This is a genomic window from Amycolatopsis methanolica 239 (assembly GCF_000739085.1).
GTDB classification, from domain to species: Bacteria; Actinomycetota; Actinomycetes; order Mycobacteriales; family Pseudonocardiaceae; genus Amycolatopsis_E; species Amycolatopsis_E methanolica.
The window spans coordinates 3,098,460-3,120,524 of the sequence record NZ_CP009110.1; the positions used below are offsets into that span (position 1 = coordinate 3,098,460).

Sequence of the window (22,065 nt, forward strand, 5' to 3'; positions counted from 1 at the left end):
TTGTCAATTGTAGCGTTCGGATCATGGCACCGCAGCCCCTGGGCCCCGATTCCCTGACGTGGAAGTACTTCGGCGACTGGCGGACCCTGCTCATGGCACTGTGGGCGGGCTCGCTGCAGAACATGCACCCGGAACTCGGCGCGGGGGTGGAGGAGCACTCGCGGTTCTTCGCCGAACGGTGGGAGCGGTTGTTCCGCTCGCTCTACCCGATCGGCGGCGTGGTCTACGACGGTCCGCGCGCGGCCGAGACCGCCCGCGCGGTGCGCGGCTACCACGAGACGATCCACGGCGTGGACTCCCGCGGCCGGCGCTACCACGCGCTGAACCCGGGCACGTTCTACTGGGCGCACTCGACGTTCTTCATGCTCACCGTGGTCGCCGCGGAGCGGATGATGGGTGGGCTGGGCGAGGCGGACAAGCGGCGGCTGTTCGACGAGCACGTCCAGTGGTACCGGCTCTACGGGCTGAGCATGCGGCCGGTGCCGGGATCGTGGGAGGAGTTCCAGGCCTACTGGGACCACATGTGCACCGGGGTCCTGGAGGACAACAAGGCCACCAGGGATGTGCTGGACATCGCCGGCATCGCCAAGCCGCCGTTCGTGTCGTGGATGCCGGACCCGGTCTGGCGCGTGCTGCGCGTGGTGATCGCGAAGTCGTTCGTGTGGTGGACCGTCGGTCTGTACCACCCGGCGGTGCGCGAGCGGCTGGGCTACTCCTGGTCGCGCCGGAACGAGGTGCTGCACCGGCTGGCCGGCCGAGCGATCGGGCTCGCGTTCCGGTTCGTGCCGCACGACCGCCGCTACCACCCGCGCGCCAGGGCGGCGTGGCGGCGGGTACGCGGCGAGGTCCCGGCGGACGCCCCGCTGGTGGAGACGCCGGCCCGCAACCTGCCGCCGCTGTCCGAACGGGACAGTCCCACCCATTACGTTCCCCGGGAGGTGTCGTGAAGCTCGGCTATCACATCGGTTACTGGTCCTCCGGTCCACCGGAGGGTGCGCTCGACGCGATCCGCGCGGCGGAGGAGCTGGGGTTCGATTCGGTGTGGACGGCCGAGGGGTACGGCTCGGACGCGCTGACCCCGCTGGCCTGGTGGGGCGCGGCGACCTCGCGGGTCAAGCTCGGCACCAACATCATCCAGATGTCGGCGCGCACCCCGACCGCCACCGCGATGGCCGCGATGACCCTGGACCACCTCTCCGGCGGCCGGTTCATCCTCGGTCTCGGCGCGTCCGGGCCGCAGGTGGTGGAGGGCTGGTACGGGCAGCCCTACCCGCGGCCGCTGGTCCGGACGCGGGAGTACGTGGAGATCGTGCGGCGGGTGGTGGCCCGGCGGGAGCCGGTGACCTTCGACGGCGAGCAGTACCAGCTGCCGCTGAAGGACGGCACCGGGCTGGGCAAGCCGCTGAAGTCCACAGTGCACCCGCTGCGCCCGGAAATCCCCATCTACCTGGCGGCGGAGGGGCCGAAGAACGTCGCGCTGGCGGCCGAGATCTGCGACGGCTGGCTGCCGCTGTTCTTCTCCCCGAAGAGCGACGCGTTCTACCGGGAAGCGCTCGCCGAGGGCTTCGCGCGCCCGGGCGCCCGGCACACGCAGGCCGACTTCGAGGTGGCCGCCTCGGTGCCGGTCATCGTGCACGACGACGTGGAGACCGCGGCCGGGTTCATCAAGCCGTCGCTGGCGCTCTACATCGGCGGCATGGGCGCCAAGCAGGTCAACTTCCACAAGGACGTGTTCGCCCGGCTCGGGTACGCCGACGTCGCGGAGAAGGTGCAGGAGCTCTACCTCGCCGGGCGCAAGGACGAAGCCACCGCGGCGATCCCCACGTCGCTGGTCGAGGACACCTCGCTGATCGGGCCGCCGGAGAAGATCCGCGCGGAGCTCGGGGCTTGGGAGGAGACCGTGGTGACGACGCTGCTGCTGCGTGGGGATGCGGGGACATTGCGGCGGGTTGCCGAGGTGTTGTCTTAGGTTTTCGCTACGCGGGTTTCTACTGCGCCGGCTTCGCTTCGCTACGCCCGGATGAAAAGAAGCCCTTCCGAACCGGATCTTTGAGTGTTTGGCTGGGGATCGGGTTGCGGGAGAGGGGTGGTTCGGGGGATTGGTTGCGGTTCGTTGCCGGGTGACGGTGGGGGAACCGCCCGATGGAGGGTTGGCAGGGCTGGGTGACCTCCTTTAGTCTTCGGCAAACATGAAAGGGCTTCATGTTTGGAGGGAGGGCCGCCGAATGCCGGTGAGTCGCAGGAGTGTTCTCGCCGGGGTGGCCGCCGCGCCGCTCGCCGCGGGTCTGGTGTCCACCCGCGCCGCGGCGGACCAGGGCTATCTCGTCGGCGTCGGCATCTCCGACGTCACCGGGCCCGCGGCCGAGTGCGGCATGATGGGCTACTCCATGCCGCAGCAGCAGACCGCCGGCATCCACCAGCGCACCCGCGCCCGCGCCTATATCGTCGCGGAATCCGGTGGCCGCCGGATCGTGTTCGTCAACGCCGACGTCGGCGCGTTGTTCCAGTCCGTGCACCAGGGCGTGCTCGCCCGGCTCGCCCAGCGGTACGGCGACCTCTACACCGAGCAGAACGTGCTGCTCAACGCCACGCACACGCACGCGGGCTGCGGCGGATCGTCCTGGTACGCCGCGTACAACCTGTCCATCCTGGGCTTCCAGCGGCAGGCCTACGACGCCCAGGTCGACGGCATCACCGAGGCCATCCAGCAAGCGCACGACAACCTCGCGCCGGGCACGATCAGCCTCGGCCGGACCGAGCTCACCGACGCCAGCGTCAACCGCTCCCGCACCGCCTTCGAGCTCAACCCGCAGGCCGACAAGGACCACTTCCCGCTCGCCATCGACCCGGCCGTCACCGTGCTGCGGTTCCGGCAGGGCGGCCGCGACATCGGCGCCATCGCCTGGTTCGCCACCCACGGCACCTCGATGACCAACGCGAACAAGCTGATCAGCGGCGACAACAAGGGCTACGCCGCCTACGCGTGGGAACACGGCCGCGGCACCCGCTACCTCGACGGCGCACCGGAGTTCGTCGCCTGCTTCCCGCAGACCAACTCCGGCGACATGTCCCCGAACCTCAACCTCAAGCCCGGCTCCGGCCCCACCGAGGACGAGTTCGAGAACACCCGCATCATCGGCGAACGCCAGTTCACCGCCGCGAAGGCCGCCTTCGACAACGCCACCACAGCCGTCACGGGACCGCTCGACTTCCGCTTCTGCTACGTGGACATGTCCCGCGTGACCGTGGACGGCCGGTACACCCCGGACGGACGGCAGCGCACCACGGCCACCGCCGCGATCGGCGTGTCGATGCTCGCCGGCAGCACCGAGGACGGCCCCGGGCTCCCGCTGCCCGAGGGTGTCCGCAACCCCTTCATCGACGCGCTCGGCGGCATGGACGCGCCGATCCCGCAGGCGCTGGCCGACGCGCACGCGCCGAAGGTGATCGCGGTGCCGTTCGGCGCCATGAAGCCCTACCCGTGGGCGCCTGAGGTGCTGCCGCTGCAGATCCTGCGGCTCGGGCAGCTCCACCTCGTCGCCGGGCCCGCCGAGTACACGATCGTCGCCGGGCTGCGCATCCGCCGCACCGTCGCCGCCGAGCTGGGCGTGCCGCTGGAGAACGTGATCATGCAGGGCTACGCCAACGCCTACAGCCAGTACGTGACCACGCCCGAGGAGTACGACTCGCAGCAGTACGAGGGCGCGTCCACGCTCTTCGGCCGCCACACGCTGCCCGCCTACCAGCAGGAGTTCGCCCGGCTCGCGGCCGCGATGCGGGCAGGCACGAGCGTCGCGCGCGGCCCGCAGCCGCGCGACCTGTCCGGCGACCAGCTCAACTTCCAGCCCGGCGTGGTGGTGGACTCGCCACCAGTGCTGAAGAGGTTCGGCGACGTGCTCACCGAGGCGCGTAGCAGCTACCGCCGGGGCGAGCAGGTGCTGGTCGAGTTCGTGACCGGCCACCCGAAGAACGACCTGCACCGGAACGGGACGTTCCTGGAGGTCCAGCGCCTGGACGGCGGCACCTGGGTCCGGCACGCCGACGACGGCGACTGGGCCACCAAGTACCGGTGGCGGCGTACCTTCCTGGCCGAGTCCACGGCGACGATCACCTGGGACATACCGGCGGACACCCCGGTTGGCAAGTACCGGGTGGTCCACTCCGGCGACGCGAAGTCCCTGGACGGCACGATCACGCCCTTCACCGGCGCCTCCCGCGCGTTCGTCGTCTCATAACGAATTCGCGCCCCGGGCGCTCCCCGGGCCGTGATCGATGACACGATGCGGGCGATCACCGGGTGCAGATCGGAGGACCATGGTCGCCCTACCGGCCAAGACCAGGCTCGGATACTCCGCCGGGTCGTTCGTCACCGGCGCGTTCGGCACGGTGCCCGGCCTGCTGCTGTTGCCCTACCTCACCGACACGATGGCGGTGCCGGGCGCGGTCGCCGGGGCCATCGTGCTCGTGCCGAAGGCGTGGGACGTCGTGTTCAACCCGGTCGCCGGGCGGCTGTCCGACACGAGCCTGAACCGCCGGGGGAGCAGGCGGCCGTTCCTGCTGTCCGGCGGGCTCGGGGTCGCGGTGCTGTTCGCCGCGATCTTCGCCCACCCCGGGTTCGGCAGCACCCCGCTGGACGCTGGGTACGTGGTGCTCGCGTTCTTCCTGTGCGCCACCGCGTTCGCCTTCTTTCAGGTGCCCTACAACGCGCTGCCCGCCGAGCTGACCGGCAACTACGACGAGCGCACCCGCCTGACCAGCTGGCGCATCGGCCTGCTCGCGATCGCGATCCTGGTCTCCGGCGGCGGCGCCCCCGAGATCACCAACCAGATCGGCGGGGTCAGCGGCTACCGGGTCATGGGCATCGTGATGGGCGCGATCATGGTGCTCGGCACCATCGCGGTGTTCCTCGGCACCCGGGGGGCGCCGGTCGGCAACCTGCGCCCGCCGACGCCGGGCTGGCGTGAGCTGCTCGCCACGATGCGCCAGTGGCGCGCCTTCCGCTGGCTACTGGGCGTCTACTTCGTCCAGTCGCTCGGCCTGGCCACCCTGCTCGCCGGGGTCAACTACGCGTCCCGGTACGTGTTCGGCGACGCGGACCTGCAGACCTACCTCTTCGTCGGGTTCGTGCTGCCCGCGCTGGTCACCATGCCGCTGTGGCCACGCATCGGCGCGCGCTGGGGCAAGCTGGCCGGCTTCCGGTTCGCCTGCATCGCCTTCGGCGTCGCGTGCGCGGGCCTGTGCGCGGCGCTGGTGCTGCCGGTCGGCGTGTCGTTCGTGTTCGTCGCGCTCGCCGGCGTCGGCTACGCCGGGATCCAGGTGTTCCCGCTGGCGATCCTGCCCGACCTGATCAGCGCCGAGGAGGAGCGCACCGGCGCCACCCGCGCGGGCATCACCGCCGGGGTGTGGACCGCGTCGGAGACGCTCGGCCTGGCGCTGGGACCGGGCCTGTTCGGGCTGGTGCTGACCGCGGGTGGATACGTGTCCAGTGTGGACGCCTCCGCGGCCCAGCCGGACAGCGCGGTCACCGCGATCCTGCTCGGGTTCGCGTTGCTGCCCGGGATCCTCGTGCTGGCCGGCCTGCCGTTGCTGCGCCGCTCGATCCTGGAGCCGCGATGAGGCCCGCCCGCGAGGTGCTCGCCAGCTGCGGGAGCTGCGCGCCGGCGACCTGCCCACGCACGGCGGCCGCACCCTGGCCTACGTCTACGACAGCGGACTGTCCGGTGTGGACGAACTGGCCGCGCAGGCGCACGCGCTCGCCTCCTCCGCCAACGGCCTCGACCCGACCGCGTTCCCCAGCCTGCGCCGCCTGGAGAACGACCTGGTCGCCGCCACCGCGCGCCTGGTCAGCGGCGCCCCGTCCACGGTCGGCGCGGTGACCTCCGGCGGCACCGAGTCGTGCCTGCTCGCGGTGCTCGCGGCGCGCGAGGGTCGCCCCGATGTCGCCGAGCCGAGCATGGTGCTGCCCTCGACCGTGCACGCCGCGTTCCACAAGGCCGCGCGCCTGTTCCGGGTGCGGCCGGTCGTGGTGCCGGTCGACCCGGTGACCTTCCGCGCCGACCCGGACGCCATGGCCGCCGCGATCGACGACACGACGGTGCTCGTCGTCGCCAGCGCTCCGTCCTACGCGCACGGCGTGATCGACCCGGTCGCGCCGGTCGCCGCCGCGGCCGCGGCGCGGGGCGTGCGCATGCACGTGGACGCCTGCATCGGCGGCTGGGTCCTGCCGTACTTCCGCCGCCTCGGCACGCCGGTGCCCGAGTTCGGGTTCGGCGTCGAGGGCGTCACGAGCGTCTCGGTCGACCTGCACAAATACGCGTACTGCCCGAAGGGCGTGTCGGTGCTGTTGCACGCCGACGCCGGGCTGCGGCGCGGGCACTACTTCGCCAGCGCGGACTGGCCCGGCTACACGATGCTCAACAGCACCATCCAGTCCACCCGTTCCGGCGGCCCGCTCGCCGCCGCGTGGGCTGTGGTGCAGCACCTCGGCGACGACGGATACCTGGAACTCGCCCGGCAGACGCTGGCCGCGGTGACGGCCGTCGCCGACGGCATCCGGAGCATCGACGGCCTGCGGCTGCTCGCCGAACCGGACTCGACCCTGATCGCGCTCACCGCCGACGACGACAGCTTCGACCTGTTCACCGTCGCCGACGAGATGCGGGTCCGCGGCTGGTACGTGCAGCCGCAGTTCGCCCACGGGTCCTCGCCGGTGAACCTGCACCTCACCGTCACCCCCGCGAACCGGGGCGGCGAGGAGGGGTTCCTCGCCGACCTCGCCGCCTCGGTCGCCGCCGCCCGGGAGACCGGGCCGGTGACGGTGGACGAGAACGTGGCCGCGTTCGTCGCCGCCCTCGACCCGGACGCGCTGACCGGCGAGCGGTTCGAAGGCCTGCTCACCGCCGCCGGCCTGGGCGGCGGCGCGGGACTGCCGGACCGGATGGCCGGGATCAACGCCCTGCTCGGCGCCGCCACCCCGGCCCTGCGGGAACGGCTGCTGCGCGAGTTCCTCGGGATGCTCTACCGGCCGGACTAGTGCGCCGCGTGGTCGTGCAGCTCCCACGCCGGGAACGGGTCCGGGCCGGTCTCCTCGCCCAGGCAGCTCTCCAGTGCGGCCGTCAGCGCCGCGTGGTCCAGGCCCGTCCCGATGAACACCAGCTCCTGCCGCGCCGGCCCGCTGCCCTGCGGTTCGAACCGCGCCACCGAACCGGCCTGCGACCACAGGCCCACCACACCCGGGCGGGACGCCAGCGCGAAGAACCCCTTGGAGCGCAGCACCTTCCCGAACCGGCCGGAGTCCAGGTCCCGCGTCACGAACGACCACAGCCGCTCCGGCGCGAACGGCCGCGAGGCCCGGAACACGACGCTGGAGATGCCGTACTCCTCGGTCTCCGGCACGTGGTCGCCGTTCAGCTCCGCCACCCAGCCGGGCGCCTGCTGGGCCCGCTCCAGGTCGTAACGGCCGGTCCCGAGCACCTCCCGCACCGGCACCTTCCCGAAGCTGGCGCGGATCACCTCCGCCGCCGGGTTCAGCCGCCGCAGCAGCGCCTCCAGCCGGACCAGCTCGTCCTCGCCGACGAGGTCGGTCTTGTTCAGCAGCAGTACGTCGGCGAACTCGACCTGGTCGATCAGCAGGTCGCTGACCGTCCGCTCGTCACCCTCGTACTGGTCCAGCGCCCGCGCGGCCAGTTCGTCGCCGCGGTCCAGCTCGCGGGTGAAGTTCACCGCGTCCACCACGGTCACCATGGTGTCCAGCCGCGCCCGCGGCAGGACGGTGAAGGTCGCGGCGACCGGCATCGGCTCGGAGATCCCGCTCGACTCGATCAGCACGTGGTCGAACCGGCCCTCGTCGCAGAGCCGGCCCACCTCCTCCAGCAGGTCGTCCCGCAGGGTGCAGCAGATGCACCCGTTGGTCATCTCGACCAGCCGCTCTCGCGTGCGGACGAGCGCGGCGTCGATGTTGACCTCGCTCATGTCGTTGACGATCACCGCGACCCGCGCGCCGCCGGTGTCGCCCAGCACGTGGTTGAGCAGCGTCGTCTTGCCCGCGCCGAGGAACCCGGACAGGACCGTGACCGGGAGCGTCACCGCGCCAGCCGGTGGAAGTGGCCGAGCAGCCTGCGCGGCACGAGCTGCTCCTTGCCGTCGATCACCACCGGCACCAGGTCGGGCTTCACGGCCTTCCACTGGGCGCGGCGGTGGCGGGTGTTGCTGCGCGAGGTCTTGCGCTTGGGAACGGCCATCACTTCCGCCTTCCGTAGCGGCGGTGGAACTTCTCCACCTGGCCCGCGGTGTCCATGATCCGGCGCGCGCCCGTCCAGAACGGGTGCGACCACGCGCTGACGTCGACGAGCACGAGCGGGTAGGTGTTGCCGTCGCTCCACTCGATCGTCTTGTCCGAGGTGATCGTCGAGCGCGTCAGGAACGCGTCGCCGGTCGCGGTGTCCTGGAACACCACGGGGTGGTAGTCGGGATGGATGCCCGGTTTCACTGCTTCTCCGTTCCGGACGTGACGTTCACGTCCTGCGTCTCGTCGGTGTCTTCGCACGGTTCCTCGTGCCAGGCGCCGAACGGGTCCTCGTAGGTCAGCCACTCCCGCTGCCCGGCCGCGAGCTCGGCGTCGGTGAGCAGCGCCCCGGACAGGGCTTCGTCGATCTCGGCCGGCGTGGCCTGATCGGTGACGACGAAGATCTCCGAGGCTCGGTCGCCGAACACCGGGTGCCAGCGCAGCGACGCCAGCGTCCGCCGCTCAGGCGACACGTCCGTCCACGCCGGACCGTCCGGCGCGTCCAGCCACGGCCCGGCGTGCCCGACACCGAGGCCGCCGCCCGCCGACTCCAGCCACAGCGCCATGTCCGGCTGGCTGGCCACCCACACCCGGCCGCGGGTCCGCACCACCCCGTCGAGCAGCACGTCGAGCGCGTCGTGCAGGCGTTCCGGGTGGAAGGGGCGCTGCGCGGTGAACAGCAGCGTCGCCACCCCGCAGTCGGCACCCAGCGGCGGCTCGCCGTGCAGCAGCGGGCCGTGCATGTCGGTCACCTCGCCGCGCCGCGCGTCCGGCGGCACGTCGGCCAGGCGCGTGGTGCGCAAGGCCGCGGGGGCGACCCGGTCGAGGACGGCCGCGGTCTTCGCGTCGGTCCAGGCGTCGGCCGTGCCGGTCAGCACGAGCACGTCGGCGAACTCGGCCTGGGACAACGCGACCTGCGCGACCGTCCGCTCGTCGTCCTGACTGGCCTGCAGCCCGCGCTCCGCCAGGGTGTCGTCGCCGGTCGCGTCGGCCAGCCAGGAGCCGCGGTCCAGCACCGTGTGCACGCCGTCGATCGCCACGAAGTCGATCACCGGCCGGTCGCCGACGAGGACGTGCCTGATCGCCCAGCAGACCGGTTCCGGCTCCATCGCCTCGTCCAGCCGCACCACGATGTGCCGCACGCCGGGCGTGCCGGCGAGGCGGCGCAGCAGGGGGAGCAGGTCCTCCCGCAGCGTGCAGGACACGCAGCCGTGCGCGAGTTCCAGGACGGTCGTCTCGTCGCGGTCGTCCAGCTGGAGCCGCCGCCGCACGACGCCGCCGCGGATCTCGCGCAGGTCGTGGTGCACGACCGCGGTGCCGGGCCGGGCCGCGCGGACCTCTTCGGCGAGGTCCGCGGTCGCCGCGGGGACGAGGCCGCTGATCAGGGTGAGGGGCACCCGGGTGGTGCCGGTCGTTTCGGGATCCACGCGTTGTAGAGTAGGTGATAATGAAAATCGATACCAACTAGGGAGGGTGGATGTCGTCGGTCTGCCAGGTCACCGGCCGCAAGCCGGGCTTCGGCAAGCAGGTGTCCCATTCGCACCGGCGGACGTCGCGGCGGTGGGATCCGAACGTCCAGCGGCGGCGCTACTGGGTGCCGTCCGAGGGGCGCTGGGTCACGCTGCGGGTCTCGGCGAAGGGGATCAAGACGATCGACAAGCGCGGGATCGACGCCGTCGTGGCCGAACTGCGCGCGAAGGGGGTGAAGCTGTAGTGGCCCGCAACGACGTCCGGCCGATCATCAAGCTCCGCTCGACCGCGGGGACCGGCTACACGTACGTGACCAGGAAGAACCGGCGCAACGACCCGGATCGGATGGTGCTGCGCAAGTTCGACCCGGTGGTGCGCCGCCACGTCGAGTTCCGGGAGGAGCGCTGATGGCGAAGAAGTCGAAGATCGCCCGCAACGAGCAGCGGCGCGCCGTCGTGGCCCGCTACGCCGAGCGCCGGGCCGAGCTGAAGGCGGTGGTGTCCTCGCCGCAGTCCACTTCGGACGAGCGGGCGGCCGCGGTGGTGGCGTTGCAGAAGCTGCCCCGCGACGCCAGCCCCACGCGGCTGCGCAACCGCGACACCGCCGACGGCCGCCCGCGCGGCTACTTCCGCAAGTTCGGGCTGTCCCGGGTGCGACTGCGCGAGATGGCCCACCGCGGCGAGCTGCCCGGCGTGTCGAAGTCGAGCTGGTGAGCGCCGTGCCCAAGTACGTCAAGGACCGGCCCGGCCGCCGACGCCGCAACCTGCTCGCCGAGGCGGACGTGTCCGTTGTGGACTGGAAGGACGTGGACCTGCTGCGCAAGTTCATCTCCGACCGGGGCAAGATCCGCGCCCGGCGGGTGACGGGCTTGTCGCCGACGCAGCAGAAGCAGGTGGCCCAGGCCATCAAGAACGCGCGCGAGATGGCTCTGCTGCCGTATCCCTCGTCGGCGCGCTGACCCGGTGCGGGCCGTCCGGCCGGACGGCCCGCACTAGGGTCGACGTCATGAGCGAGCCGTCCGACGAGATGATCGAGCTGTGGAGCCGGGTCTTCCAGATGGCCCGGGAGGGGCAGATGGAGACGCTGGCCGCCTACGTCGACGCCGGCATCGCCGTCAACCTGACCAACGACCGCGGTGACACGCTCGTGATGCTGGCCGCCTACTACGGTCACGCCGAGACGGTCAAGGCGCTGCTCGACCGAGGCGCCGACCCGAACCGGCTCAACGACCGGGGCCAGAGCCCGCTGGCGGGCGCGGTGTTCAAAAGCGACCCCGAGGTGGTCAAGGCGCTACTGGCGGGAGGAGCCGACCCGGCGGCGGGCACCCCGTCGGCCGTGGACACCGCGCGCATGTTCGGCAATACGGAGTTGCTCACACTCCTGCAGCCCTGAGGTGTTTTCGCGCCACCGAGCAGGCATGCTTGTCCGCATGCCTGAAGACCAGCACTACCTCGTCGGCCTCGACCTCGCCGGGCGGCGCGTGGTGCTCGTCGGCGGCGGGACCGTCGCCCAGCGCAGATTGCCCCGCCTGATCAGCGCCGGCGCCGCGGTCGAGCTGATCTCGCCGTCCACCACCCCGGCCGTCGGCGGCATGATCGACGCCGGCGAGGTGGTGTGGCACCAGCGCCGCTACGCCGACGGCGACCTCGACGGCGCGTGGTACGCCCTGGCCTGCACCGACGACCCCGAGGTCAACGCCGCGATCTGCGCGGAGGCCGAGCGGCGCCGCATCTTCTGCGTGCGCGCCGACGCGGGCATCGAGGGCACCGCCGTGACCGCCGCGGTCGGCCGCCACGAAGGTCTGGTCGTGGGCGTTCTCTCCGGCGGCCAGCCGCTGCGCTCGGCCGCGGTGCGGGACAACATCGTCGAGGCCCTGCACACCGGCGCGGTCGCCGACGACATCACCCCGCCCGATGCCGCCGAGCTGCCCGGTGTCGCGCTGGTCGGCGGCGGCCCTGGCGATCCGGAGCTGATCACCGTCAAGGGCCGCAGGCTGCTGGCCCGCGCCGACGTCGTGGTGGCCGACCGGCTGGCCCCCCGCGAGCTGCTCGACGAGCTGCACCCGGACGTCGAGGTCGTGGACGCCGCCAAGATCCCCTACGGCCGCGCCGCCAGCCAGGACTTCATCAACGCCACCCTGATCGAGCACGCCAAGGCGGGCAAGTTCGTGGTCCGCCTCAAGGGCGGCGACCCGTACGTGTTCGGCCGCGGTTTCGAGGAGCTGCTCGCGTGCGCCGAGGCGGGCGTGCCGGTGACCGTGGTGCCGGGCATCACCAGCTCGATCGCCGGCCCCGCGGCGGCCGGGGTGCCGGTCACCCACCGCGGGGTCGCCCACGAGGTCGTCGTCGTGTCCGGGCACGTCGCGCCGGACAACGAGAGCTCCCTGACCGACTGGCCGGCGCTGGCGAAGCTGCGCGGCACGATCGTGCTGATGATGGGTGTGGAACGGCTCGGCCAGTTCGCCGCCGCGCTGCTCGACGGCGGCCGCCCGGGCGACACGCCGGTCGCGGTCGTGGAGAACGGCACCATGCCCACCCAGCGCGTGCACCGCTTCACCCTGGCCACCGCGGCCGAAGACGCGAAGGCCGCCGGGGTGCGCCCGCCCGCGGTGATCGTGATCGGCCCGGTCGCCGGCCTGCTGCCGGACGACCTCCGCTGACCGCGAGTCCCACGCTCGCAGCCGGGCGCCGTCAGGCGGCGTAACAGCGCCGCACGAAGTCCAGGATCGCCGCGGTCAGGCGCTGCGGGTCGAACCGCAGCTCGACCGGGCTGCGTGCCTGCACGAACTCGGCCGCGGGCAGGTCGGCGGCCAGAGTGTCGGCGTCCCCGAACGGGTGAACCGGGTCGCGCTGGTGCCCGATCACCAGCGCGGGCACCTCGATCCGCTTGCGCACCGACCGCGGCGGCGCGATCCGGCCGAAGAACACGCCGTGCAGCAGCGCCGCCATCGACGCCGGGCGCTGGTCGAGCGTGTCGGTGACGACGTCCACCCACTGGCTGCCCTGCGGGACCAGGCCGGCCACCTTCGCCACCGCCTGCACCCCGAACGGCACGAACCGCGCCGCGAACAGCAGGGGCGTGAACGCCAGCAGGCCGGCGACGATCGCGTTGTCCAGCACCGGCATCTCCACCACGATCCCGCGCAGCCGCTCCGGCGCCTTGACCGCCGCCTCCAGCGCCACGTTCGCGCCGAGCGACGTCCCGCCGACCACGGCCCGGTCCACGTCCAGGTGGTCCAGCAGCGCCAGCACCTGGTCGCCGAACGCCGGGATCGAGTAGTGCCACGACTCGCGCGGCCGGTCGGAGTCGCCGTGCCCGAGCAGGTCCAGCGTGACGACCCGGAATCCCTCGGCGGCGAGCCCGCGCGCCAGCGGCGCGTGCATCCGCCGGGTGAACATCAGGCCGTGGGCCAGCACGACCACGCGGTCGCCGGTGCCGAACTCGGTGTAGCAGAGCCGGTGGCCCTCGAAGGTGAACGCGGCGGCCAGTCCGGTGGTCTCCAGGGGACGGGTCAGCATGACGATCAGGAAACCACCCACCGGGCGTCCCCGCACAGGCTTGTGCGCGGGATCGTGCCCGGATGCGTCAAGATGGCCGCATGACTGACACCGCCGACAAGCTCCCGGACCTGGTCTCGCTCGCCGTCGAGCGGACCGGCCCGGTCGCCCGCGTGACCCTGCTCGGGCCGGGCAAGGGCAACGCGATGGGCCCGGACTTCTGGCGCGAGCTGCCGATCGTGTTCCGCACCCTGGACGCCGATCCCGCGGTCCGGGCGATCGTGCTGACCGGCAGCGGGAAGAACTTCTCGTACGGCCTCGACCTGCCCGCGATGATGGGTGGCTGGGCGCCGCTGCTGGCCGGCGACGCCCTGGCCGGGCCGCGCACCGAGTTCCTTCGCGAGATCCGGGTCCTGCAGGACAGCGTCACCGCCGTGGCGGAGTGCCGCACCCCGGTGATCGCCGCCGTGTCCGGCTGGTGCATCGGCGGCGGCGTCGACGTGATCGCGGCCGCCGACGTGCGGCTGGCCAGCGCGGACGCGAAGTTCAGCGTGCGCGAGGCGAAGGTCGCGATCGTGGCGGACCTGGGCAGCCTGCAGCGGCTGGCCGGGATCATCGGCGAGGGCCACCTGCGCGAGCTCGCCCTGACCGGCAAGGACATCGACGCGGCCCGCGCGGAGCGGATCGGCCTGGTCAACGACGTGTACGCCGACCAGGAGGCGGTGCTGGCCGCGGCCGACGAGCTGGCTCGCGAGATCGCCGCCAACCCGCCGCTGGTCGTGCAGGGCGTCAAGGAGGTGCTCTCGCTCAACACCGAGCGGCAGGTCAGCGAGGGGCTGCGTTACGTCTCCACCTGGAACGCGGCCTTCCTGCCCAGCAAGGACATCCAGGAAGCGGTGCGGGCGTTCATGGAGCGCCGGGCGCCCGAGTTCACCGGCGAGTGAGGAGAAACGCTATGAGCAGTGTCCATTCAGCCGCTCACGACCGGTTCCGCGAGGCCCGCGACTTCCTGCTGGCGCACCGCGAGGACTACGACACCGCCTACCGCGACTTCGCCTGGCCGGAACTGGACGAGTTCAACTGGGCGCTGGACTGGTTCGACGTGGTCGCCGCCGATCCGGCGAACGCGGAGAAGTACGCGCTGTGGATCGTCGAAGAGGACGGCGGCGAGGGCCGCTGGACCTACCCCGAGATGGCGCGCCGCTCCAGCCAGGTCGCGAACTGGCTGCGCGGGCTCGGCGTCCGCCGCGGCGACCGCCTGATCCTCATGCTCGGCAACCAGGTCGAGCTGTGGGAGACGATCCTCGCCGCGATCAAGCTCGGCGCGGTGATCATCCCGGCGTCGACCCTGCTCGGTGCGGCCGACCTGCGCGACCGCGTGGACCGCGGCAACGCGCGGCACGTCGTGGTCCGGTCGGCGGACGTCGAGAAGTTCGCCGACGTCGCCGGCGACTACACGCGCATCGCGGTGGGGGAGCGGGCCGAGGGCTGGCACTCCTTCACCGACGCCTATACCGCGGAAGAATCGTTCACTCCGGACGGTCCGACCGCCGCCACCGACCCGCTGCTGCTGTACTTCACCTCCGGCACCACCGCCAAGCCGAAGCTCGTGCAGCACACGCACGTGTCCTACCCGGTCGGACATCTGTCCACGATGTACTGGGTCGGGCTCGAACCCGGCGACGTGCACCTGAACATCTCCTCGCCCGGCTGGGCGAAGCACGCGTGGAGCAACGTGTTCGCGCCGTGGAACGCCGAGGCGACGGTGTTCCTGTTCAACTACTCCCGCTTCGACGCCGGCGCGCTGATGACGCAGATGCAGCGGTGCGGGATCACCAGCTTCTGCGCGCCGCCGACGGTGTGGCGGATGCTGATCCAGGCCGACATCGGCGCGCTGGAGACGCCGCCGGTCAAGGTGGTCGGCGCGGGCGAGCCGCTCAACCCGGAGGTGATCGACCAGGTCCGCAAGGCGTGGGGCGTCACGATCCGGGACGGGTTCGGCCAGACCGAGACCAGCGTGCAGATCGCCAACACGCCCGGCCAGGAGGTCAAGTCCGGGTCGATGGGCCGGCCGGTGCCCGGGTTCAAGGTGGTGCTGGTCGACCCGGTGAGCGGGCAGCCCGCCGAGGAGGGCGAGATCTGCCTCGACCTGCGCGAGCGGCCGGTGGGGCTGATGGTCGGCTACGCCGACGACGAGGAGCGCACCGCGGAGGCGTTCCGCGGCGGCTACTACCACACCGGCGACGTCGGCTCGGTCGACGAGCGCGGCTACATCACCTACGTCGGCCGCACCGACGACGTGTTCAAGGCGTCGGACTACCGCATCTCGCCGTTCGAGCTGGAAAGCGTGCTGCTCGAACACGAGGCGGTCGCCGAGGCCGCGGTGGTGCCCGCGCCGGACCCGATCCGGCTCGCGGTGCCCAAGGCCTACGTGGTGCTCGCGGCCGGATACGAGCCGGACGCGGCCACGGCGGAGAGCATCCTCGCCTTCTGTCGCGACCACCTGGCGCCGTACAAGCGGATCCGGCGGCTGGAGTTCGCCGAGCTGCCGAAGACGATCTCGGGCAAGATCCGCCGCGTCGAGCTGCGCGGCAAGGAGCAGGCCTCGCCGGACTCCCGGCCGGCGGGCGAGTTCCGCGAGGACGACTTCCCGGGACTGAAGGGTTGAGCGCGGGCCGCCTCCGGTCGCGGCCGGGGGCGGCTACTCCGCTTCGGTGACGCGGGCGAAGACGGTGTCGTCGCCGCGGCTGCACGTGGTGCCGCCCTGCGACGCGGGCGGGCCGGAGACGCACAGCCAGCCGTCCACGGTCTCACTCACCGGGCGGCCCGACCCGGCAGGCTGCCGCCCGGCGATCGCCCGCTGGAACCGGGTCACCAGGTCGGTGGCCTGACCGCAGCTGAGGGTGCTCGTCGTGGTCTCCATGACCTGCAGGGTCAGGCCGCTCGCGGCCGGCACGGTGCCGCAGCCGTACGCGCGTGCCTCGGTCGTGGTGGCCGACGTGCTGGGCGCGGGGGCGGCTGTGCTCGCGGGCGCACTCGTCTGTGGTGCAGTCGTCTGGAGTGCAGTCGTCTGGGGTGCGACGCCGGGCGTGGCGGAGCAGCCGGCCAGCACGCCGGCGGACAGGAGCAGCAGGGGCAGGACGCGGCGGGGTGCGGTCATCAGTGGTTGCCTCCTCGGCGGGAAAGTACCGCGACACCGGCGAAATCGCAGGCAGGACGCGCCCGCCGGCGCTCCACTGTGGACAATGATCCACCGGCCGGGTGAATAGTTGGCAGGCGGCTAACACTTCTCCCGCTTCGCGCGACACCACAGTTGTGTTGAGCACCGAGACCGCGACCGAGACGGATCCGCTTCCGACCGCCCCCTGCTCCGTCGTGTGGAGCCAGGGCCGCCCCTACGTCCTCGAGCCCGGGGCCGGTACCCTGCGCTGGGTGGGCACCGACCACCTGGGCCGCCCACTCAGCCTCACCGGCGACGAACTCCGCCGCCGCGGCTGGACGCACCGCCGCGCGGGCTGACGCACACACGCGGCGCGCCGCGTCCGCGGCGGGCCAGGACGGCCACGGCGGCGCGCGACGTCCGGCCGGGGACGGCCGCGGCGCGCCAGGGGCCGCCTGCGGCGCCGAGCTGCCTGCGGCGCCGAGCTGCCTGCGGCGCTCAGCTGCTTGCCGAGCGGGCTGGCGGCAGCAGTGGCAAGCCGGGTCGCCTCCGGCGCCGCCGCGGGCGGCCTGAGGCGGCTGGGGCGCACTCTCGGCTGCTGGCTCCCGGGATGGGGGAGGCGCTGGCAGCCCTGCCCCCTGTCGATTCCGGATGCGCGGGCTGGACCCGAGGTCGGGCGGTGCCCGCGCCCGACGGCGCACCCTGCCGAGGGCTCGCACCGAAGGCGACGGCGCACCCGCGCCGCGTCGGGCCCATCGCGCCCACCTGCGCCCGCGCGTCAAGCCGCCAGGCGCGGGCCGCGCAGCATCGGCATCGCGCGTTGCGCCCCCCCAAACGCCCACCACCCGACACCGTCCATCTGGCTCGCTCCCATCCCGGGCGCGGACACCGGACATCGCCGGTCCGAGGGTGAACCCGCCGCCGCCCCACCGATTAGGGTTACCTCGTGATCGAACCCCGCGCCGAGACGGCCGAGCCCAGCCTGCTGCGCCAGGCGTGGACCGTGCCGAACCTGCTGTCCCTGCTGCGGCTCGCGGGCGTCCCGGTGTTCCTGTGGCTCCTGCTCGGCCCGCGCGCCGACGGCTGGGCCCTGGCGCTGCTGGTGTTCAGCGGCCTGTCCGACTGGCTGGACGGCAAGCTCGCGCGCTGGCTGGACCAGACGAGCCGCCTCGGGCAGTTGCTCGATCCGGCCGCCGACCGGCTCTACATCGTCGCCACGTTGATCGCCTTCCTGGTCCGCGGCATCGTGCCCTGGTGGCTCGTCGCGGTGCTCGTCGGGCGTGAGCTGCTGGTCGGCGCGGCCCTGCTGGTGCTGCGCCGCCACGACTACGCGCCGCCCGAGGTCACCTACATCGGCAAGGCCGCGACCTTCGTGCTGATGTACGCCTTCCCGTTCCTGCTGCTCACCCAGGGCGGCTCAACCGCGGCCGCGATCGCCCGGCCGATCGCCTACTCCTTCACCGCGTGGGGCACCGTGCTGTACGTGTGGTCCGGCGCGCTGTACCTGCTGCAGACCTTCTGGGCGGTCCGCCGTGCCAGAGCGGGCGCCCGGATGTAAGACTTCGCGCGAGCATCGCGACAGACCCGCGAGCCGGGGCAGGAAAGGGGACGTGGAGTGTCCGCGCCAGAAGAGTTGCGCTACACCGAGGAGCACGAGTGGGTCGCCACCCGTGACGGGGACGTGGTCCGGGTCGGGATCACCGACTACGCGCAGGACCAGCTGGGTGACGTGGTGTTTGTCGACCTGCCGGAGGCCGGCAAGGCGGTGACCGCGGGGGAGCCGTTCGGCGAGGTCGAGTCGACCAAGAGCGTGTCCGAGCTGTTCGCCCCGGTCGACGGCGAGGTCGTCGCGGTCAACGACGCGGTGGGCGACTCGCCGGAGCTGATCAACAGCGACCCCTACGGCGAGGGGTGGCTCGTCGAGATCCGGGTGAGCGACGCCGACGCCGTGGCGGGGCTGCTCGACGCCGACGCCTACAACCGGCTGACCGCAGGCTAGGACCGCGTTTTGGGGGGAGCCGCGGGGGCCGAATCGATCAGGCACGGTACGTTGGCAGCCACAGGTTTTCAGCCAGCGACACATCAGTGGTGAGGAGAGCTCAGGTGAGCACCAACGACGGGCCCGGCGTTCCCCCGGAGCAGTCTCCGGAGCGGACCTCGGTCTTCCGGGCCGACTTCCTGGCGGACGTGGAGGGTCAGGAGGCGCCGACGCCGGAGCCTTCGGTCGCCGGTGTCGACGCGCTGCCGGCAGGCACGGCGTTGCTGGTGGTCAAGCGGGGCCCGAACGCCGGTTCGCGCTTCCTGCTCGACCGGGACACCACGAGCGCCGGGCGCCACCCGGACAGCGACATCTTCCTCGACGACGTCACAGTGTCCCGCCGCCACGCGGAGTTCCGCCGCGAGGGCGGGGAGTTCGTCGTCATCGACGTGGGCAGCCTGAACGGCACCTACGTCAACCGCGAGCCGGTCGACCAGGCGGTGCTCGCGGGCGGTGACGAGGTGCAGATCGGCAAGTTCCGCCTGGTCTTCCTGACCGGCCCGGGGCACGGGGGCCAGGGGGCGCGGTGACGGCTGCCGGGCGGCCACAGCGTGATGGACTGAGCATCGGGGCGGTGCTGGCGCAGCTACGCCCGGACTTCCCCGATGTCACCATCTCCAAGATCAGGTTCCTCGAGTCCGAGGGACTGGTCCGCCCGGGCCGGACCGCGTCCGGATACCGGCAGTTCTCCGCGGCGGACGTCGAGCGGCTGCGGTTCGTGCTGGCCGCGCAGCGGGACCACTACCTCCCGCTCAAGGTCATCAAGGAGCAGCTCGACGCCGCCGACCGCGGCCTGTCCGACGGCCAGGGCCCCGGCGGCAGGCTGCCGCGCAAGCTGGTCCCCATCCCGGCGGCGCCCGGCCCCGGGGACGGACTGCCCGGGCCCGACGACTTCGCGCCGGGCCGCGACGTCCGGCTGACCAGGGAGGACCTGCTCGCCGAGGCGGGCGTGGACAGCCCTCTGCTCGCCGAGCTGGAGCAGTACGGCCTGATCCGCCCCGGCGCGGCCGGGTTCTACGACCCGGACGCGGTGCTGGTGGCCCGCACGGTCCGCGCCATGACGGAGTACGGCATCGAGCCGCGGCACCTGCGTGCCTTCCGCGCGTCGGCGGACCGCGAGGTCGGTCTGCTCGAGCAGATCGTCGCGCCCGTGTCGCGGCAGCGTGACCCGGACGCCAAGGCGCGGGCGGACGAGCTGGCGCGGCAGCTGGCGGCACTGTCGGTGACGTTGCACACGCTGCTGGTCAAAGCGGGCATCCGGGACGTGACCGGCGGGTGAGCCCGCCGGTGCGGTTCTGGATCTCCGCTGGTCGTGGGTCGCGACGGTAATGACATGGTTTCAGGACTCCGCAGCGAGCCGCCGATGCCGTACCGTTGGTGATGGATTTGCCGGAACGGTCCACGCGACTGCCACACAGTCCCCGCGAACGAGCACGGTGCCGGGATGGCGGGTAGCGTCGGAGATGTCGATGCGGGGTCCTCGGACCAGCGCCGCGGCCCGCGCACACGAGAGGGAGGCGAAGCCCGATGAGCGAAATGCGCGTCGTCGGCGTGCGGGTCGAGTTGCCCGCGAACCAGCCGATCTTGTTGCTCCGGGAGGCGCAGGGTGAGCGGTACCTCCCCATCTGGATCGGGTCCGTGGAAGCCACCGCGATCGCACTCGAGCAGCAGGGCGTCCGCCCCGCGCGCCCGCTGACCCACGACCTCCTCAAGGAGGTCATCGGCGCGCTGGGCCGCGAGCTCGAACAGGTCGTGATCACGGACCTGCGCGAAGGCACGTTCTTCGCCGAACTGGTCTTCGACGGCAACGTGCGGGTGTCCGCGCGGCCGAGCGACTCGGTGGCGCTGGCCCTGCGCGTCGGGGTGCCGATCCACGCGGTGGACGCGGTTCTCGACGAGGCCGGGCTGATCATCCCGGACGAGCAGGAGGACGAGGTCGAGAAGTTCCGCGAATTTCTCGAATCCGTCTCGCCGGAGGACTTCCGCGGCGCGGACACCTGACCGCCCCGCCTCCGGCGGCGCCGAAGGGGCCTTCCCGGCTCGAGCACCGGCCGGGAGGGCCCCTTCGGCGCGTTCCGGGGCCCTCCGCCGCCTTCGCGGCGAAAATTACCCGGCCGGGTAAACCGTGGTCGGAGCGTCTTCACCGATCAACTCTCAAGACTGTGTGAAGGCGGGGCCGCGCGTCGCGTTGACCGGGCGCGCGCCCGCGCATACCGTCGATGGCGGTAAATCGCTTCGGTGTGATTCGGCCGCGGCGCGGTCACTGGGGCGCCGGAGCGGTTTGCCACTGCCGCGGGTCCTACTCCAGGGCCCCGGGTGCTTGTTTCGACCGGCCGCACGGCCGGGCGAGGGGAGGCATGCGTGGTCGACGAAGGGCCGGTTCAGGTCGTGCCCGGGGAGCAGGGTGAGCTCTTCCCGGACTCGTCCCTGCCTGACGAGCTGGTCGGATACCGGGGTCCCGCGGCCTGTCAGATCGCCGGCATCACCTACCGGCAGCTGGACTACTGGGCGCGCACCGGGCTGGTCGCGCCGAGCATCCGCACGGCGCACGGTTCGGGTTCGCAACGGCTGTACTCGTTCAAGGACATCCTCGCCCTCAAGATCGTGAAGCGTTTACTCGACACGGGCGTCTCGCTGCAGAACATCCGTGTCGCCGTCGAGCACCTGCGCAAGCGCGGGGCACGCGACCTGGCGAAAGTCACCCTGGTCTCGGACGGCACCACCGTCTACGAGTGCACCTCGCCGGAGGAGATCGTGGATCTGCTCCAGGGCGGCCAGGGTGTGTTCGGCATCGCGGTGAAGGTCCCGATGCAGGAGATCAGCGGCACGATCCACGAGTTCCCGGCCGAGCGCGCCGACGGCGGCGCGATCGAACCGGTAGTTCCGGACGAGCTCACGCAGCGCCGCAACGCACGCCGGACCGGATGATCGTCTCCCTGAACCGGGGAGTAGGGTACTGAACGCGGTCGCTGAAGCCGCGCGGGAGAGACCGGGCCACCACCAGCGCGCCCGGCGCCGAAGGAGCAAAGCCTCCCCGGAACCTCTCAGGCACCCTGGACCGCGCGGACGAGACGCCTCTGGAAAGCGGGCCGACGGGCACAACTACGTCCGGCCCCGCCGAAGGTGCAAGCCCGGCTCAACACTCGGGTGAACCTCTCAGGCGCCCTCACGGGGCACGACAGAGTGGGGAGGGCCCGGAACTGGGGGTTCCGGGCCGGCTGGCGGATCCGCGTCAGCTGGGCACCTTGTCGAGGAAGCCCAGCAGCCGCTCGATCCGGCCGTCCTCGACCACCACGACGTCGAAGCCGATCGCGAGCGGCTCCGTGGCACCCGGCGCGCTCAGGTGCCACATGAACCGGGCCTGGTCGTGGTGGCCGTCCACGGCGCCGCCGAGGCTGAACTCCAGCCCCGCGAACTGCGCCTGCGCCGCGCCGATGAACTCGTCGATCGCGGCAGTGCCGCGCACCGAGCCGATCGGGTCGGTGAACAGCGCCTCCGGGGTGAACAGCTCCTCCACCAGCGCCCGGCGCTTGTCCGCGTCCGTCTCGTTCCAGACGTCGATGTAGCCCTGGGCGAGAGCGGTGTAGTCGGTCATCGGATTCCTCCTGGTTGCACT

The 22,065-nt window shown here is 72.1% G+C and carries 27 protein-coding genes and 1 riboswitch; of the genes, 20 read left to right on the forward strand and 7 right to left on the reverse strand.

The features are described 5' to 3' along the window. Nucleotides 1-23: 23 nt before the first annotated feature. The 5 genes from AMETH_RS14905 to AMETH_RS14925 all read left to right on the forward strand — a co-directional run bounded on the left by AMETH_RS14905 (nt 24) and on the right by AMETH_RS14925 (nt 7,033). Nucleotides 24-947: an oxygenase MpaB family protein gene (locus tag AMETH_RS14905; RefSeq protein WP_017988067.1), complete on the forward strand. Its 924-nt coding sequence runs from the start codon at nt 24-26 to the stop codon at nt 945-947. After that, nucleotides 944-1,969 (forward strand): LLM class F420-dependent oxidoreductase, encoded by a 1,026-nt coding sequence (locus tag AMETH_RS14910; RefSeq protein ID WP_017988068.1) that lies wholly within the window; start codon nt 944-946, stop codon nt 1,967-1,969. Before AMETH_RS14905 ends, AMETH_RS14910 begins: the two co-directional genes overlap by 4 nt. Nucleotides 1,970-2,225: 256 nt before the next feature. Next, complete coding sequence (locus AMETH_RS14915) at nt 2,226-4,235, forward strand: neutral/alkaline ceramidase (protein WP_026153990.1); 2,010 nt, start codon at nt 2,226-2,228, stop codon at nt 4,233-4,235. Nucleotides 4,236-4,314: 79 nt separating this feature from the next. Then, nucleotides 4,315-5,616, forward strand: a complete 1,302-nt coding sequence (locus tag AMETH_RS14920) for an MFS transporter (protein WP_017988070.1) — start codon at nt 4,315-4,317, stop codon at nt 5,614-5,616. Nucleotides 5,617-5,641: 25 nt separating this feature from the next. Continuing rightward, nucleotides 5,642-7,033 (forward strand): pyridoxal phosphate-dependent decarboxylase family protein, encoded by a 1,392-nt coding sequence (locus AMETH_RS14925; RefSeq protein ID WP_026153991.1) that lies wholly within the window; start codon nt 5,642-5,644, stop codon nt 7,031-7,033. Here AMETH_RS14925 and AMETH_RS14930 read toward each other — a convergent pair. The 4 genes from AMETH_RS14930 to mrf are packed head-to-tail and all read right to left on the reverse strand — an operon-like array spanning nt 7,030 to nt 9,711. Beyond that, a complete protein-coding gene (locus AMETH_RS14930) occupies nt 7,030-8,085 on the reverse strand; it encodes a GTP-binding protein (RefSeq protein WP_017988072.1) in 1,056 nt (351 codons plus the stop codon). The genes AMETH_RS14925 and AMETH_RS14930 overlap by 4 nt on opposite strands. After that, entirely contained in the window at nt 8,082-8,240 is a 159-nt protein-coding gene (gene rpmF, locus AMETH_RS14935; RefSeq protein WP_017988073.1) for a 50S ribosomal protein L32, read from the reverse strand. Before rpmF ends, AMETH_RS14930 begins: the two co-directional genes overlap by 4 nt. After that, a complete protein-coding gene (locus AMETH_RS14940) occupies nt 8,240-8,488 on the reverse strand; it encodes a type B 50S ribosomal protein L31 (protein WP_017988074.1) in 249 nt (82 codons plus the stop codon). The genes rpmF and AMETH_RS14940 overlap by 1 nt, the downstream gene beginning before the upstream one ends. Beyond that, a complete protein-coding gene (mrf, locus tag AMETH_RS14945; RefSeq protein ID WP_017988075.1) occupies nt 8,485-9,711 on the reverse strand; it encodes a ribosome hibernation factor-recruiting GTPase MRF in 1,227 nt (408 codons plus the stop codon). The genes AMETH_RS14940 and mrf overlap by 4 nt, the downstream gene beginning before the upstream one ends. A gap of 50 nt (nt 9,712-9,761) precedes the next feature. On the opposite strand from mrf, the gene rpmB reads away from it, so the two are divergent. Genes rpmB through cobA form a run of 6 tightly spaced genes read left to right on the forward strand, consistent with a single transcriptional unit; the run spans nt 9,762 to nt 12,413 of the window. Next, nucleotides 9,762-9,998, forward strand: coding sequence for a 50S ribosomal protein L28 (rpmB, locus tag AMETH_RS14950; RefSeq protein WP_017988076.1), 237 nt, complete (start codon nt 9,762-9,764; stop codon nt 9,996-9,998). Further along, nucleotides 9,998-10,162: a 50S ribosomal protein L33 gene (gene rpmG / locus AMETH_RS14955; RefSeq protein WP_017988077.1), complete on the forward strand. Its 165-nt coding sequence runs from the start codon at nt 9,998-10,000 to the stop codon at nt 10,160-10,162. The genes rpmB and rpmG overlap by 1 nt, the downstream gene beginning before the upstream one ends. Then, entirely contained in the window at nt 10,162-10,467 is a 306-nt protein-coding gene (gene rpsN, locus AMETH_RS14960; RefSeq protein ID WP_017988078.1) for a 30S ribosomal protein S14, read from the forward strand. The genes rpmG and rpsN overlap by 1 nt, the downstream gene beginning before the upstream one ends. Continuing rightward, nucleotides 10,464-10,712: a 30S ribosomal protein S18 gene (rpsR, locus tag AMETH_RS14965; protein WP_017988079.1), complete on the forward strand. Its 249-nt coding sequence runs from the start codon at nt 10,464-10,466 to the stop codon at nt 10,710-10,712. Before rpsN ends, rpsR begins: the two co-directional genes overlap by 4 nt. Nucleotides 10,713-10,759: 47 nt before the next feature. After that, the gene (locus tag AMETH_RS14970; RefSeq protein WP_017988080.1) at nt 10,760-11,146 is read left to right on the forward strand and encodes an ankyrin repeat domain-containing protein; all 387 of its coding nucleotides are present in this window, start codon (nt 10,760-10,762) and stop codon (nt 11,144-11,146) included. 37 nt (nt 11,147-11,183) lie between these two features. Beyond that, the gene (gene cobA, locus AMETH_RS14975; RefSeq protein WP_017988081.1) at nt 11,184-12,413 is read left to right on the forward strand and encodes a uroporphyrinogen-III C-methyltransferase; all 1,230 of its coding nucleotides are present in this window, start codon (nt 11,184-11,186) and stop codon (nt 12,411-12,413) included. Nucleotides 12,414-12,444: 31 nt separating this feature from the next. Here cobA and AMETH_RS14980 read toward each other — a convergent pair whose 3' ends face one another. Beyond that, entirely contained in the window at nt 12,445-13,272 is an 828-nt protein-coding gene (locus tag AMETH_RS14980; protein ID WP_085929458.1) for an alpha/beta fold hydrolase, read from the reverse strand. A gap of 80 nt (nt 13,273-13,352) precedes the next feature. Between AMETH_RS14980 and AMETH_RS14985 the strand changes: the two genes are divergently transcribed. Together AMETH_RS14985 and AMETH_RS14990 are read left to right on the forward strand one after the other, a co-directional pair. After that, nucleotides 13,353-14,195 (forward strand): crotonase/enoyl-CoA hydratase family protein, encoded by an 843-nt coding sequence (locus AMETH_RS14985; RefSeq protein ID WP_017988083.1) that lies wholly within the window; start codon nt 13,353-13,355, stop codon nt 14,193-14,195. Nucleotides 14,196-14,206: 11 nt separating this feature from the next. Beyond that, complete coding sequence (locus AMETH_RS14990) at nt 14,207-15,919, forward strand: AMP-binding protein (RefSeq protein ID WP_017988084.1); 1,713 nt, start codon at nt 14,207-14,209, stop codon at nt 15,917-15,919. Nucleotides 15,920-15,952: 33 nt separating this feature from the next. Here the strand turns inward: AMETH_RS14990 and AMETH_RS40145 are convergent, their stop codons facing one another. Next, nucleotides 15,953-16,411: a hypothetical protein gene (locus tag AMETH_RS40145; protein WP_017988085.1), complete on the reverse strand. Its 459-nt coding sequence runs from the start codon at nt 16,409-16,411 to the stop codon at nt 15,953-15,955. Nucleotides 16,412-16,566: 155 nt separating this feature from the next. Between AMETH_RS40145 and AMETH_RS15000 the strand changes: the two genes are divergently transcribed. The 7 genes from AMETH_RS15000 to AMETH_RS15030 all read left to right on the forward strand — a co-directional run bounded on the left by AMETH_RS15000 (nt 16,567) and on the right by AMETH_RS15030 (nt 21,377). Next, nucleotides 16,567-16,770, forward strand: a complete 204-nt coding sequence (locus AMETH_RS15000; RefSeq protein ID WP_017988086.1) for a hypothetical protein — start codon at nt 16,567-16,569, stop codon at nt 16,768-16,770. A gap of 587 nt (nt 16,771-17,357) precedes the next feature. After that, nucleotides 17,358-17,969: a cardiolipin synthase ClsA gene (clsA, locus tag AMETH_RS15005; RefSeq protein WP_017988087.1), complete on the forward strand. Its 612-nt coding sequence runs from the start codon at nt 17,358-17,360 to the stop codon at nt 17,967-17,969. 57 nt (nt 17,970-18,026) lie between these two features. Beyond that, complete coding sequence (gcvH, locus tag AMETH_RS15010; RefSeq protein WP_026153995.1) at nt 18,027-18,410, forward strand: glycine cleavage system protein GcvH; 384 nt, start codon at nt 18,027-18,029, stop codon at nt 18,408-18,410. 104 nt (nt 18,411-18,514) lie between these two features. Next, complete coding sequence (gene garA / locus AMETH_RS15015; RefSeq protein WP_017988089.1) at nt 18,515-18,979, forward strand: glycogen accumulation regulator GarA; 465 nt, start codon at nt 18,515-18,517, stop codon at nt 18,977-18,979. Next, nucleotides 18,976-19,728, forward strand: a complete 753-nt coding sequence (gene ftsR, locus AMETH_RS15020) for a transcriptional regulator FtsR (RefSeq protein ID WP_038532131.1) — start codon at nt 18,976-18,978, stop codon at nt 19,726-19,728. The genes garA and ftsR overlap by 4 nt, the downstream gene beginning before the upstream one ends. 248 nt (nt 19,729-19,976) lie before the next feature. Continuing rightward, nucleotides 19,977-20,450, forward strand: a complete 474-nt coding sequence (locus AMETH_RS15025) for a bifunctional nuclease family protein (RefSeq protein ID WP_017988091.1) — start codon at nt 19,977-19,979, stop codon at nt 20,448-20,450. A gap of 360 nt (nt 20,451-20,810) precedes the next feature. Continuing rightward, nucleotides 20,811-21,377 carry a MerR family transcriptional regulator gene (locus AMETH_RS15030; RefSeq protein ID WP_017988092.1) on the forward strand — a complete coding sequence of 189 codons (567 nt, stop codon included), beginning with the start codon at nt 20,811-20,813 and terminating at the stop codon, nt 21,375-21,377. A gap of 42 nt (nt 21,378-21,419) precedes the next feature. Next, nucleotides 21,420-21,520, forward strand: a riboswitch (glycine riboswitch). 161 nt (nt 21,521-21,681) lie between these two features. On the opposite strand, the gene AMETH_RS15035 is transcribed toward AMETH_RS15030, so the two are convergent. Then, the gene (locus AMETH_RS15035; RefSeq protein ID WP_017988093.1) at nt 21,682-22,044 is read right to left on the reverse strand and encodes a nuclear transport factor 2 family protein; all 363 of its coding nucleotides are present in this window, start codon (nt 22,042-22,044) and stop codon (nt 21,682-21,684) included. Nucleotides 22,045-22,065: the final 21 nt, after the last annotated feature.